Here is a 13,149-nt window from a genome sequence, read left to right as displayed (position 1 = left end):
GCCCGAGCGCGGCCAGACGTCGGCCCGCGCGCAGCACCCTGTGACAAAGGCTCGTCAGGACCATTCAGCAGGGTTATTTCACCCCTCTCCACGGGCCCCGAAGGCCCATTCCCGAGGGCTCTGGCCGGGGGCTGGAACCTCTAGCAGACAAGCCCTTCGCTGTCGAGATATGGCGGTTGTTGTCCTTTGCGTATACTGCGCAGATGTTTTCCCCTATGGCTTTACGTCCGCGCTGTGCCCGATGGCTCATCGCAACCGGACTCTTCCTGATGCTCAGTGCCTGCGTTGAGAAACCCAGCACGCTCGAGCGAGTAAAGGAGGATGGCGTGCTGCGGGTGGTCACCCGTAACAGCCCGGCCACCTATTTTCAGGATCGCAACGGTGAAACCGGCTTCGAATACGAGCTGGTGAAACGTTTCGCCGACGACCTGGGGGTGACGCTGAAGATCGAAACCGCGGACAACCTCGACGACCTCTTCGACCAGCTGGGTAAACCTAACGGCCCGGTGCTGGCTGCTGCCGGTCTGGTCAGCAGCGAGAAACGCAAGCAGCAAGTCCGGTTTTCCCACACTTATCTGGAAGTCACCCCGCAGATCATCTACCGCAACGGCCAGTCCCGCCCCACCGATGCGGGCGACCTGGTCGGCAAGAAGATCATGGTGCTCAAGGGCAGCACCCACGCCGAGCAACTGGCCGCACTCAAGCTGAAATACCCCGGCATTCAATACGAAGAGTCCGACGAGGTTGAAGTGGTCGACCTGCTGCGCATGGTCGACGAGGGGCAGATCGACCTGACCCTGGTGGATTCCAACGAAGTGGCGATGAACCAGGTGTATTTCGCCAATATCCGCGTGGCCTTCGACCTTGGCGATGCCAGCAACCAGAGCTGGGCCGTGGCCGCCGGCGAAGACAACAGCCTGCTCAACGAAATCAACGCCTTCCTCGACAAGGTGCAGAAGAATGGCACCCTGCAGCGCCTGAAGGACCGTTATTACGGGCATGTGGACGTCCTGGGTTATGTCGGCGCCTACACCTTTGCCCAGCACCTGCAGCAGCGCCTGCCCAAATACGAGAAGCACTTCAAGGCCTCGGCCAAGGAAGAAAAGGTCGACTGGCGCCTGCTGGCGGCCATCGGCTACCAGGAATCCTTGTGGCAACCGAGCGTCACCTCCAAGACCGGCGTGCGCGGCCTGATGATGCTGACCCAGAACACCGCCCAGGCCATGGGCGTGTCCAACCGCCTGGACGCCAAGCAAAGCATCCAGGGCGGCGCCAAGTACCTGGCGTACATGAAGGATCAGCTGGACGACAAGATCGAAGAGCCGGACCGCACCTGGTTCGCCCTCGCCGCCTATAACGTCGGCAGCGGCCACCTGGACGACGCCCGCAAGCTGGCGCAAAAGGAAGGGCTGAACCCGAACAAGTGGCTAGACGTAAAGAAGATGCTGCCGCGTCTCTCGCAGAAGCAGTGGTACAGCAAGACCCGCTATGGCTACGCGCGGGGCGGCGAGCCGGTGCATTTCGTTGCCAACATCCGTCGCTACTACGACATCCTGACCTGGGTCACGCAGCCGCAGCTGGAAGGCGACCAGGTGGCCGAGGGCAACCTGCACGTGCCGGGCGTGGACAAGACCAGGCCGACCCAGGAAACCCCGCCGCTTTAAACCCTCTGCGTAGAAAGCCGCTGCCGACGATTGCGACAAGTCCACAGGACTTGAACAACCGTAAAATCGCCACGACCGTTCCAGTCGATCGCAGCCTGCGGCAGCGGCTACAGAGTTTCCGTCAGGCCTTGGCCGCCGCCAGGATCAGCGCCTTCATCTCCACCACTGCACCTTTGAAACCGACGAACAGCGCATGGGCCACCAGCGCATGGCCAATGTTCAACTCGTTGATGCCCTTGATCGCCGCGACCGCCTCGACGTTGTGGTAATGCAGGCCGTGGCCGGCATTGACGATCAGGCCCTGGCCCAGGCCGAAAGCCACGCCGTCGGCCACGCGCCGCAGTTCCTCGGCCACCTCGCTCGGCGTTTCGGCATCGGCATAACGCCCGGTGTGCAGCTCGATGGCTGGCGCGCCCACGCGGCGGGAGGCAGCGATCTGCCGCTCATCGGCGTCGATGAACAGCGACACTTCGGCGCCGATCTTCGACAGCCGCTCTACGGCCGCCTTGATCCGCGCTTCCTGCCCGGCGACATCCAGGCCGCCCTCGGTGGTCAGCTCCTGGCGGGTTTCCGGAACCAGGCAGATGTGCGCCGGACGGATGCGCTCGGCGAACGCCATCATTTCCTCGGTGACGCCCATCTCGAAGTTCATGCGGGTTTGCAGCACGTCCTTGAGCAGCAGCACATCGCGTTCCTGGATATGCCGGCGGTCCTCGCGCAGGTGCACGGTGATGCCGTCGGCCCCCGCCTCTTCCGCGTCCAGCGCCGCCTTGACCGGGTCAGGGTAACGGGTGCCCCGGGCCTGACGCAGGGTGGCTACGTGGTCGATGTTCACGCCAAGAAGAATGCGATTGCTGGTGGTCACGGAAGCGCTCCTGAGGAGTTAGAGATTCGGTGCACAGCATATAGTGTCCGCTGGCGAAAATAACTGCCGGCTTTCGGTCGCACGAGCAAGCCAGGCAGGATTCGAGCGTATTGGCGTAATGGGACGACTAGGGCTTGCGAAACAATTCGCGACTGACCAAGGGACGACCGCCCAGGTGCACCGCCAGTGCCTGGCGCATCAGGCGCTTGGCCGCCGCCAGCGCGCCGGGGGCGCTCCAGTCGGCTTGCGCCATGGCCAGCAGCTCGGTGCCGTTGAACAGGCCCGGTTGCAACAGGTGAACCTGCTCCAGGCCGGCATCCACCTGCAGGCGATACATGCCCTGCGCCTCAATCGGCGCGCCGTGGATATCCATGTCCAGGGCGAAGCCATAGCCCAGGTCGTCCAGCAGGCGCCATTCGAACGCACGCAGCAAGGGTTCGAGGGCGCGACCTTCGGCCAAAGCCAGCAAGGTTGCCGCATAGTGCTCGAAGATCGCCGGATGCGGGTCTTCGGCGGGCAGCAGGCGGATCAGCAGCTCATTGAGGTAGAGGCCGCTGAACAGCGCCTCGCCGTTGAGCCAGGTGGAGGTTCCCGCGCTTTCCATGCGCCCGACGTTTTTCAGCTCGCCGCGCCCACGAAATTCGACTTCCAGCGGCACGAACGGCCGCGCCAGGGTCCCGGCCTTGCCCCGCGCGCCGCGCAACACCGCGCGCAGCCGCCCCTGGGGCGTGAGGAAGTCCACCAATGCACTGCTCTCGCGATAGGCGCGACTGTGCAGGACATAAGCGGGCTGGCCGATGGGAGCGTTACTGGACATAGGTGTCGGGGGGATCTCAAGGCTTGAGAAAGTGACAGGTCCACGGGGAGGTTCGTTGAACCTTTATCGCCAGCGGCTCGCCCCCTGCACGTTGCAGAAACGAGGCGCCGGCGACGGGGCAGGATTACAGGTCGCCGTAGCCCAGCGAACGCAGGGCACGCTCGTCGTCGGACCAACCACCCTTGACCTTGACCCACAGGTTGAGCATGACCTTGGAGTCGAACAGCAGCTCCATGTCCTTGCGCGCTTCCATGCCGATGCGCTTGATGCGCTCACCCTTGTCGCCAATGATGATTTTCTTCTGGCCGTCGCGTTCGACGAGGATCAAGGCATGAATGTGCAGGGTCTTGCCCTGCTGCTTGAACTCTTCGATTTCCACGGTGATCTGGTACGGCAGCTCGGCACCCAGCTGGCGCATGATCTTCTCGCGCACCAGTTCGGCGGCGAGGAAACGGCTGCTGCGGTCGGTGATCTGGTCTTCCGGGAAGAAGTGATCGTTTTCCGGCAGGTGCTTGGCGATCAGGCCTTCCAGGGCTTCCAGGTTGTGGCCTTGCTGGGCCGATACCGGGACGATCTCGGCATTCGGCAACTGCTCCTGCAACCAGGTCAGGTGCGGCATCAGCTCGGCCTTGTCCTCGATACGGTCGGTCTTGTTGATCGCCAGGATCACCGGGCCCTGCACGTACTGCACACGCTCCAGCACCAGCTGGTCTTCGTCGGTCCACTTGGTGCGGTCAACGACGAAAATCACCACGTCGACGTCTTTCAAGGCCGCCGAGGCGGTCTTGTTCATGTAGCGGTTCAGCGCCTTCTCGTTGCTCTTGTGCATACCCGGGGTGTCGACGTAGATCGCCTGGATGGCGCCTTCGGTCTTGATGCCGAGCATGTTGTGCCGAGTGGTCTGCGGCTTGCGCGAGGTAATGGCCAGCTTCTGCCCCAGGATATGGTTCAGCAGCGTGGACTTGCCCACGTTCGGACGGCCGACGATGGCGACATAGCCACAGCGTGTTGCGGTTGTATCAGTCATGGCCATTCTCCACGCCCAGGGCAATCAGTGCTGCGGCGGCCGCTACCTGTTCGGCAATGCGACGGCTCACACCCTGACCTCGGCTTTTTTCGTTCAGTAGGGTGATTTCACATTCGACGAAGAACGTCCGGCAATGGGGCTCACCCTGGATATCCACCACTTCGTAGCGGGGCAGTTCACAGGCACGCGACTGCAGGAATTCCTGCAGGCGGGTCTTGGGGTCCTTGTTGGTGTCGACCAGCGTCAGGCTGTCGAACTCGGACGTCAGCCAGGACAGCACGCGCTCACGCGCGACCTCCATGCCGGCATCCAGGTAGATCGCACCAATCAGCGCTTCCAGGGCATCGGCGAGGATCGACTCACGACGGAAGCCGCCGCTTTTCAACTCACCGGAGCCCAGGCGCAGGTATTCGCCCAGATCGAAACCACGGGCCAGTACGGCCAGGGTTTCACCCTTCACCAGGCGCGCGCGCAGACGCGACAGCTGGCCTTCGCGAGCCTGGGGAAAACGCTCGAACAGCGCTTCGCCGGCGACGAAGTTGAGAATGGCATCACCGAGGAATTCCAGGCGTTCGTTGTTGCGCCCGGCAAAACTGCGGTGAGTGAGGGCCAGGACCATCAGTTCCTGGTCCTTGAAGGTGTAACCGAGCTGACGCTCGAGACGGCTCAAAGAAACGCTCACGGTTTACCCACGCTGAGTTCGTGGTTGAATTTCACCACCTTGGAGACAAGGCACGAGGTGCCTGTGGCAATTAACGCTGTGTTCAAATCCACATCCTGAATATCGTTGACTGCTGCTTCTGGTGACGCCTGGGAGGCTGCCGAGCCTGGCGGGCCGGTGTTCTACAAGATCCAGAAAAGCATTCGGCGCTGTGTTCAACAGCGCCGTGTTTGATTACTTGATCAGGCCAACCCGCGAGAAATTCGGCAGGTGGCTGAGTTTCGGTTCGGGCCAGCTCATCCAGACTGCGAAGGCCTTGCCGACGATATTCTTGTCGGGAACCATGCCCAGCAGGTCCTTGGGAATGCTTGGGTCATCCCAGTAGCGGCTGTCGTTCGAGTTGTCGCGGTTGTCGCCCATCATGAAGTAGTGCCCGGCAGGCACGGTCCATTGACGATCCGGGGTGGCCCGGTAGCGGCTCATTTCCTTGCGGATCAGGTGCTCGGCGGCGCCGAGTTTTTCCTTGTAGAGCTCCGCGCTGCCCAGGGTACCCGGCTCGGAGCCGACCAGTTGCTCGGCGACCGACTGGCCGTTGACCAGCAGGCGCTTGTCGCTGGTGTAGCGCACTTCGTCGCCCGGCAGGCCGACCACACGCTTGATGTAGTTGACGTTCGGATCGCTCGGGTAGCGGAACACCATCACATCGCCGCGCTGCGGATCACCGACCTCGATGATTTTCTTGTCGATCACCGGCAGGCGGATCCCGTAAGAAAACTTGTTCACCAGGATGAAGTCGCCCACATCCAGGGTCGGTTTCATCGATCCCGAAGGAATCTGAAACGGTTCCACCAGGAACGAACGCAGCACCAGCACGATGAACAGCACCGGAAAGAACGATTTGCCGTACTCGACCAGCATCGGCTCCTTGTTCAGTTTCTCGATGACCAGTCCATCCGGCTGGCTGACGCTGCCCTGATAGTTGGTAATGGCGGCACGCCGACGCGGCGCCAGAAAGACCAGATCGAGCAACGCCAACAGACCGCAGACGGCGACGGCGATGACCAGCAACAGCGGGAAATTTAGCGACATAGGACCTAACTATCCAACCTGAGCACAGCAAGGAAGGCTTCTTGTGGAATCTCCACGTTACCCACTTGCTTCATGCGTTTCTTACCGGCCTTCTGCTTTTCCAACAGCTTGCGCTTACGGCTAACGTCACCACCGTAGCATTTGGCCAGTACGTTCTTTCTGAGCGCCTTGACGGTTGTCCGCGCCACAATCTGCCCACCAATGGCGGCCTGGATTGCCACGTCGAACATCTGCCGAGGAATCAGTTCCTTCATCTTTTCGGTCAACGCACGCCCTTTGTAGTGCGCGTTATCACGGTGCACGATCAATGCCAGGGCGTCGACCTTCTCACCGTTGATCAGCACATCCAGCTTGACCAGATTAGCCGATTGGTAGCGATCGAAATGATAATCCAGCGAAGCATAGCCACGACTGGTGGATTTGAGGCGGTCGAAGAAGTCCAGGACCACTTCGTTCATCGGCAGGTCGTAGGTCACCTGGACCTGGCTGCCGAGGAACAGCATGTCGTGCTGTATGCCGCGCTTCTCGATGCACAGGGTAATGACGTTACCCAGGTGCTCCTGCGGCACCAGGATATTGGCCCGCACGATCGGCTCGCGCATGTCTTCGATGGATGACAGATCCGGCAACTTCGATGGGTTATCGACGTAGATCGTCTCACCATTCTTCAGTTGCAGTTCGAAAATCACCGTCGGCGCCGTGGTGATCAGGTCCAGGTCGTATTCGCGCTCCAGGCGCTCCTGGATGATTTCCATGTGCAGCATGCCGAGGAAGCCGCAACGGAAGCCGAAGCCCAGTGCGTCGGAGCTTTCCGGGGTGTATTGCAGCGACGAGTCGTTCAGCGTGAGCTTTTGCAGGGCTTCGCGGAAGTCTTCGAAGTCGTCGGAGCTGACCGGGAACAAGCCAGCGTAGACCTGCGGCTGAATGCGCTTGAAGCCGGGCAGCACTTCGACGTCGGGGGTCGAGCTCAGGGTCAGGGTGTCACCTACCGGCGCACCGTGAATGTCCTTGATACCGGCGATGATGAAGCCTACTTCACCGGCCTTCAGGTCGGTGGTGGCGGTGTGTTTCGGGTTGAATACACCGACGCTGTCCACCAGGTGGATCTTGCCGGTGGATTTCACCAGGATCTTGTCGCCCTTCTTCACGCGGCCATGGCGCACGCGAACCAGGGACACGACGCCCAGGTAGTTGTCGAACCAGGAGTCGATGATCAACGCTTGCAGCGGATCTTCGATGTTGCCGGTCGGCGCGGGAATGGTGGTGACCAGGCGCTCCAGCACCTCGTCGACACCCAGGCCGGTCTTGGCGCTGCAGGTCACGGCGTCGGTAGCATCGATACCGATGATCTTCTCGATCTCTTCCTTGACCCGGTCCGGATCGGCCTGTGGCAGGTCGATCTTGTTCAGCACCGGCATGACCTCCAGGCCCTGCTCGATGGCGGTGTAGCAGTTGGCGACCGACTGCGCTTCCACGCCCTGGCCGGCGTCGACCACCAGCAAGGCGCCTTCACAGGCGGCCAGCGACCGGCTGACTTCATAGGTGAAGTCCACGTGGCCAGGGGTGTCGATGAAGTTCAGCTGGTAGGTGATGCCGTCGCGGGCTTTGTAATAGAGGGTAACGCTGTGGGCCTTGATGGTGATCCCGCGTTCCCGCTCAAGGTCCATGGAGTCCAGGACCTGGGCTTCCATTTCACGCTCGGCCAGGCCGCCGCACATCTGGATGAAGCGATCGGCCAGAGTCGACTTGCCATGGTCAATGTGGGCGATGATGGAGAAATTGCGGATATGACTCAAATCACTCACGGATCAACACTCAAAAAGGCTGCAGGCATAGCCCGCCGAAAAATAGCCGGGAATTGTACCTGATAGACGACGCAAGCGTCACGTTCGCCTGTCAGGGGCGCGCAAACGCAAAACGCCCCGGTCTTTCGACAGGGGCGTTTTGCGTAAGAGTGGCGGCATTGGCGCCGGTCAGCCGGCCCGGCGCAACAGCCAGACCCCGGCCAGGGCACAGATCCCGGCGGGAACCAGCACCGCGAACAGCGGCGAGAAACCGAATACCAGGCTCGACGGCCCCAGCAGGTCCTGGGCGATGCGGAAGGTGAACCCCACCAGCACGCCGGTGAACACCCGCTGGCCGAGCGTCACGGAACGCAGCGGACCGAAAATGAACGAGATCGCCATCAATACCAGGGCCGCGGTGACCAGCGGTTGCAGCACCTTGACCCAGAACGCCAGCCAGTAACGACCGTTGTTCAGGCCCTGGTCGGCCAGGTAATGGATATACCCCCACAGACCGCTGATCGACAGCGACTCCGGCGCCATCACCACAGTACTCAGCAATTGCGGGCTCAAGGCCACGTCCCAACGTTCCTGCGGGACGTTGATGACTTCGGTGCTGCCCTCGCGGAAATAGGTGGTGGTGACGTCGCTCAGCTGCCAGTAGTTTTCTTCGAAACGGGCCTGGCGAGCAAAGCTCGAGGACAGCATATGCCGCTGATCGTCGAAGTGATAACGGGTCACGCCATACAGCAGGCCGTTGGGTTGCACGGCGTTGATGTGGATGAACTCCTCACCCTGGCGGTGCCACAGGCCGCGCTTGGAACTTTGCGCGTCGCCCGAACCCTGGGCCAGCGCACGACTGGCCTGCGCCTGGCTTTCCGTGGCAGGAGCGACGTACTCGCCGATCAGCACACCCGCCACCATCAGGAACAGCATCGGCTTCATCACCGCCCAGACGATCCGCCCGATGGACACGCCAGCGGCCCGCATGATGGTCAGCTCACTGTTGCTGGCCAGGCTGCCCAGGCCGATCAGGCAGCCGATCAGGGCCGCCATCGGCAGCATTTCGTAAAGCCGGCGAGGCGCCGTCATGACCACGAAACTCAACACATCCATCACGGTGTAGTTGTCACTGACACTGCCCATCTCGTCGATGAAGGCGAACAGCGACGCCAGGCCGAGAATGATCCCCAGTACCGCCAGGATGGCCAGCAGGACACTGTTACCGATGTAGCGATCGAGCTTAACCACGAGCCACCTCCTTCATGCTGCGGCGGCTCGCCAGTTTCAGGCGCAAGGGTTCCCAGTACAGCAACCCGAGGCCAATCAATAGAAACAGTCCGTGTACCCACCACAGGCCCAGCGCCTGCGGCAGCTTGCCTTTTTCCAGCGAGCCACGGGCCGCGATCAGGATGGTCAGGTAAGCCATATAAAGAAGAATCGCCGGCAGCAGTTTGAGGAAGCGGCCCTGGCGCGGGTTGACCCGGGACAGCGGCACCGCCATCAAGGTCACGACAAACACCAGAAGCGGCAGGGAAATACGCCATTGCAGCTCGGCATGGGCGCGCAGGTCCGGGTTGCCGATCAGGTCGCGGGTCGGCATGGCGTCACGGTCGGTAACTTCTTCACTGACATCCGGCTTGGCCAGCAATACGCCGTAGGTGTCGTACTTGATGACCCGGTAATCGGCCTGGCCCGGGTTACCGTCGTAGCGATAGCCATTCTCCAGGATCAGGTAGCGGTTGCCGTCCGGACGAATGTCCTGGTGCCCCTTCTCCGCCACCAGCACCGAGATGCCTTGGTCCTTCTTGTCCTGGCTCAGGCGCTTTTCCGAGATGAACACGCCACCCAGGTTGGCCCGGTCATCGGACAAGTGTTCGGTATAGGTCACCCGGGTACCGTCGTTGAGCGCCTGGAAGCGGCCCGGCACCAGGGTGTCGAACTCGGTCATGGCGTCCTGCTTGTTCAGCAGCAACTGGAACTGATTGGCCCCCTGCGGCGCCAGGCTCAGACTCAGCCATGCCACCAGCAGGGCCACCAGCGCGGCCGGGATCATGGTCATGCCCAGCAGGCGCTGCTGGCTCATGCCGGTGGCCGACAGCACAGTCATTTCGCTTTCGAGGTACAGCCGGCCGTAGGCCAGGAGAATGCCGAGGAACAACCCCAGCGGCAGGATCAGTTGCAAAAAGCCCGGCAGGCGAAAGCCCATGATCAGGAACAGCGAGCCCGGGTCCAGTGCGCCCGAGGCCGCTTGCGCGAGGTATTTGACGAAACGTCCGCTCATGATGATGACCAGCAGTACAGCGCTCACGGCGCTCAGGGTCAGCAACACTTCGCGGGATAGATAACGGAAGACGATCAAACCAGACACTCCAGGGTTGTCAGGCTAAGGCGGCCAAACAAGCAAACACGGCCCGTGAAGCCGAGCCGCCGAAAAAGATGGCGCATTATCCTGTGATTGCATGCGCCTGTCACTGCGCACGCTCACGCCGGCCTCTAAAGCGGCGAAGTTCACTCATGGGAGGGTTGTCAGCCTCGACCGCCCGGGTTCAAACTGGCGGCCCTGTCGTTGGCCGCTGCCGACGCCTCTCCTTAATAAAAGCTACAGACATGACAAGCCTGGCGCACGGCATTGGCCCTGCGCTCTTTGACCATTAATTCAGGGACCCGGACATGGAACTGGTTGTAAAAAGCGTTAGCCCGGAAACGTTGAAGACCGCCACCCTGGTGGTCGCCGTCGGCGAAGGCCGCAAGCTCGGCAGCGTTGCCAAACAACTCGACGAGCTCAGTGGCGGCGCCATCGGCGCGGTACTCAAGCGCGGCGACCTGGACGGCAAGGTCGGCCAGAGCCTGCTGCTGCACGCCCTGCCGAACCTGAAGGCCGAACGTGTCCTGCTGGTCGGTACCGGCAAGGACGCCGAACTGGGCGACCGCCCGTTCCGCAAGATCGTCAGTGGCATCCTCAATACCCTCAAGGGCCTGGGCGGCAGCGATGCCGTGCTGGCGCTGGACGAAGTGGTGGTCAAGGGCCGCGACAGCTACGGCAAGACCCGCCTGCTGGCGGAAACCCTGGTGGACGGCGAATACAGCTTCGACCAGTTCAAGAGCCAGAAGGCCGAACCGCGCGCCCTGAAGAAAATCACCCTGCTGACCATCAAGGCCGCGCTGGCCGAAGTCGAGCGCGCTGTGGCCCACGCCAAGGCGATCGCCAACGGCATGGCCTTCACCCGCAACCTGGGCAACCTGCCGCCGAACATCTGCCACCCGACCTTCCTCGGCGAACAGGCCAAGGCCCTGGGCAAGGAATTCAAGGCCCTGAAAGTCGAAGTCCTCGACGAGAAGAAGATCAAGGAACTGGGCATGGGCTCGTTCTATGCCGTGGGCCAGGGCAGCGCCCAGCCGCCGCGCCTGATCGTCATGCAATACAACGGCGGCAAGAAGTCCGAGAAGCCGTACACCCTGGTCGGCAAGGGCATCACCTTCGACACCGGCGGCATCAGCCTCAAGCCTGGCGCCGGCATGGATGAAATGAAGTACGACATGGGTGGCGCCGCCAGCGTGTTCGGCACCCTGCGCGCCGTACTGGAACTCAAGCTGCCGATCAACCTGGTGTGCATCCTGGCCTGCGCCGAGAACATGCCGAGCGGCACCGCTTCGCGTCCGGGCGACATCGTCACCACCATGAGCGGCCAGACCGTGGAAATCCTCAACACCGACGCCGAAGGCCGCCTGGTGCTGTGCGATGCACTGACCTACGCCGAGCGCTTCAAGCCACAGGCGGTGATCGATATCGCCACCCTGACCGGCGCCTGCGTGGTCGCCCTCGGCTCCCACACCTCGGGCCTCCTGGGCAACAACGACGAACTGATCGGCCAGTTGCTGAGCGCCGGCGTTCAGGCTGACGACCGTGCCTGGCAACTGCCGCTGTTCGACGAGTACCAGGAACAGCTGGACAGCCCGTTCGCCGACATCGCCAACATCGGCGGGCCGAAAGCCGGCACCATTACCGCTGCCTGCTTCCTGTCGCGCTTCACCAAGCAGTACAACTGGGCGCACCTGGATATCGCCGGTACCGCCTGGACCAGCGGCGGCAAGGACAAGGGCGCCACTGGCCGTCCGGTTCCCCTGCTGACCCAGTACCTGCTGGACCGCGCCAAAGCCTGAAACCTATGACCTCGGGGTGCGCCCACACGCGGCGCACTCCCGGGTTCAGGAACCGCAATGACCAAAGTCGACTTCTATATCCTTCCCAGCGCGGATCCTTCGGCGCGCCTGGATTTCGCCTGCAAGCTCACCGACAAGGCCTGGCGCATGGGGCACCGCATCTACCTGCATTGCAGCGACGCGGCCCAGCGCGATGAACTCGATGCCCGATTGTGGCGCTTCAAGGGCGAAACCTTCGTGCCCCACGGCCCCGCCGAAAGCGAACCGGATGGCCTGATCGTTCTCGGCCTGGGCGATGACCCCGGCGAGCACCATGACCTGCTGGTCAACCTGGACCTGAAAGTCCCGGCATTTGCCCAGCGTTTCGCCCGCATCGCCGAAGTGGTGGTGGAAGACCCGACTATCCGCCAGGCCGCTCGCGAGAGTTTCCGTTTCTACCGCGAACAGGGCTATCCTCTGCAAGATCACCGTTTACAGCGACTCTGAGCCATCGATGGACACTCCCAAACCGCTGCAAAAGTCCGCGCACCTGCTGGATGACCTCGAGTCCATCCGCCAACTGCTCGGCGATGACGACCTGCAACCTCCGCTGCTGACCGAGACCGTCGACGGCGAAGTGCAGATTCCGCTGCTGTTCGACATGGTCGGCGGCAAGCCTGCCGTCGAAACCCACGAACAGGCGCCGGCAGAACCACAACCGGCTTCCGCTCCGGTGGTCGAACCGCAACCTGCCCCCGTAGTTGCCGCGCCAGCCCCTACACCGGCACCGACACCGAAACCCGCGCCAGCACCCAAGAGCCAGGATGCCCTGCTGCACCTGGACAGCGAACTGCGCGCCGCCGCGCAACTGATCATGCAAGATGTGATCGACGACTTCGCCCCGCACATCGAAACCGAGATCAAGCGCCGCCTCGATGCGCGGATGGAACGGCTGCTCGCCGCAGCTTCAAGCGGCAAGCTATAAGCAGCAAGTAAAAGCCAGGAAGGACGCCCACCTCTTGCAGCTTGCGGCTTGTAGCTTGCAACTGCCCCCCTCCGCTATACTTCCCGGCTTTTCCTGAATAAATGCCAATAGGGT

12 protein-coding genes are annotated in these 13,149 nt (G+C 62.1%); 4 read left to right on the top strand and 8 right to left on the bottom strand.

What is annotated here, in order from left to right:
• Window positions 1-203 precede the first annotated feature (203 nt).
• Complete coding sequence (mltF, locus tag AC3RCP_RS06500) at window positions 204-1,664, top strand: membrane-bound lytic murein transglycosylase MltF (protein ID WP_101336914.1); 1,461 nt, start codon at window positions 204-206, stop codon at window positions 1,662-1,664.
• A gap of 121 nt (window positions 1,665-1,785) precedes the next feature.
• Here the strand turns inward: mltF and pdxJ are convergent, their stop codons facing one another.
• The 8 genes from pdxJ to lptF all read right to left on the bottom strand — a co-directional run bounded on the left by pdxJ (window position 1,786) and on the right by lptF (window position 10,269).
• Window positions 1,786-2,529 (bottom strand): pyridoxine 5'-phosphate synthase, encoded by a 744-nt coding sequence (pdxJ, locus tag AC3RCP_RS06495; RefSeq protein WP_492569339.1) that lies wholly within the window; start codon window positions 2,527-2,529, stop codon window positions 1,786-1,788.
• Between the two features lie 127 nt (window positions 2,530-2,656).
• Entirely contained in the window at window positions 2,657-3,346 is a 690-nt protein-coding gene (gene recO, locus AC3RCP_RS06490) for a DNA repair protein RecO (RefSeq protein ID WP_007932161.1), read from the bottom strand.
• 124 nt (window positions 3,347-3,470) lie between these two features.
• Complete coding sequence (gene era, locus AC3RCP_RS06485) at window positions 3,471-4,373, bottom strand: GTPase Era (RefSeq protein ID WP_007932155.1); 903 nt, start codon at window positions 4,371-4,373, stop codon at window positions 3,471-3,473.
• On the bottom strand, window positions 4,366-5,055 hold the full coding sequence (rnc, locus tag AC3RCP_RS06480; protein ID WP_009042306.1) for a ribonuclease III: 690 nt from the start codon (window positions 5,053-5,055) through the stop codon (window positions 4,366-4,368). Before rnc ends, era begins: the two co-directional genes overlap by 8 nt.
• A gap of 213 nt (window positions 5,056-5,268) precedes the next feature.
• Entirely contained in the window at window positions 5,269-6,123 is an 855-nt protein-coding gene (gene lepB / locus AC3RCP_RS06475) for a signal peptidase I (RefSeq protein WP_007932153.1), read from the bottom strand.
• Window positions 6,124-6,128: 5 nt separating this feature from the next.
• A complete protein-coding gene (lepA, locus tag AC3RCP_RS06470; protein ID WP_007932152.1) occupies window positions 6,129-7,928 on the bottom strand; it encodes a translation elongation factor 4 in 1,800 nt (599 codons plus the stop codon).
• Window positions 7,929-8,096: 168 nt separating this feature from the next.
• Window positions 8,097-9,158, bottom strand: coding sequence for an LPS export ABC transporter permease LptG (gene lptG / locus AC3RCP_RS06465; protein ID WP_007932151.1), 1,062 nt, complete (start codon window positions 9,156-9,158; stop codon window positions 8,097-8,099).
• Entirely contained in the window at window positions 9,151-10,269 is a 1,119-nt protein-coding gene (gene lptF / locus AC3RCP_RS06460) for an LPS export ABC transporter permease LptF (RefSeq protein WP_101336913.1), read from the bottom strand. The genes lptG and lptF overlap by 8 nt, the downstream gene beginning before the upstream one ends.
• A 311-nt stretch (window positions 10,270-10,580) precedes the next feature.
• Between lptF and AC3RCP_RS06455 the strand changes: the two genes are divergently transcribed.
• From AC3RCP_RS06455 to AC3RCP_RS06445, 3 genes are read left to right on the top strand one after another with little or no spacing between them, the layout of a single operon-like run.
• Entirely contained in the window at window positions 10,581-12,071 is a 1,491-nt protein-coding gene (locus tag AC3RCP_RS06455; RefSeq protein WP_101336912.1) for a leucyl aminopeptidase, read from the top strand.
• A gap of 57 nt (window positions 12,072-12,128) precedes the next feature.
• Window positions 12,129-12,557 carry a DNA polymerase III subunit chi gene (locus tag AC3RCP_RS06450; protein WP_007932146.1) on the top strand — a complete coding sequence of 143 codons (429 nt, stop codon included), beginning with the start codon at window positions 12,129-12,131 and terminating at the stop codon, window positions 12,555-12,557.
• A 7-nt stretch (window positions 12,558-12,564) separates the two neighbouring features.
• A complete protein-coding gene (locus AC3RCP_RS06445; RefSeq protein ID WP_492569335.1) occupies window positions 12,565-13,035 on the top strand; it encodes a DNA polymerase III subunit chi in 471 nt (156 codons plus the stop codon).
• Window positions 13,036-13,149 lie beyond the last annotated feature (114 nt).

Source organism: Pseudomonas sp. GW822-FHT05A08, from assembly GCF_058800485.1.
The sequence above is the reverse complement of the archived record's forward strand: the minus strand, read 5'-3'. Positions and strand labels throughout refer to the sequence as shown.

What these genes read in the sequence shown, in the direction of transcription:
- mltF (WP_101336914.1), top strand. Translation starts at nt 204, where the DNA reads ATGTTTTCCCCTATGGCTTTACGTCCGCGCTGTGCCCGATGGCTCATC.
- recO (WP_007932161.1), bottom strand. Translation starts at nt 3,346, where the DNA reads ATGTCCAGTAACGCTCCCATCGGCCAGCCCGCTTATGTCCTGCACAGT.
- era (WP_007932155.1), bottom strand. Translation starts at nt 4,373, where the DNA reads ATGACTGATACAACCGCAACACGCTGTGGCTATGTCGCCATCGTCGGC.
- lepB (WP_007932153.1), bottom strand. Translation starts at nt 6,123, where the DNA reads ATGTCGCTAAATTTCCCGCTGTTGCTGGTCATCGCCGTCGCCGTCTGC.
- AC3RCP_RS06455 (WP_101336912.1), top strand. Translation starts at nt 10,581, where the DNA reads ATGGAACTGGTTGTAAAAAGCGTTAGCCCGGAAACGTTGAAGACCGCC.
- AC3RCP_RS06450 (WP_007932146.1), top strand. Translation starts at nt 12,129, where the DNA reads ATGACCAAAGTCGACTTCTATATCCTTCCCAGCGCGGATCCTTCGGCG.
- AC3RCP_RS06445 (WP_492569335.1), top strand. Translation starts at nt 12,565, where the DNA reads ATGGACACTCCCAAACCGCTGCAAAAGTCCGCGCACCTGCTGGATGAC.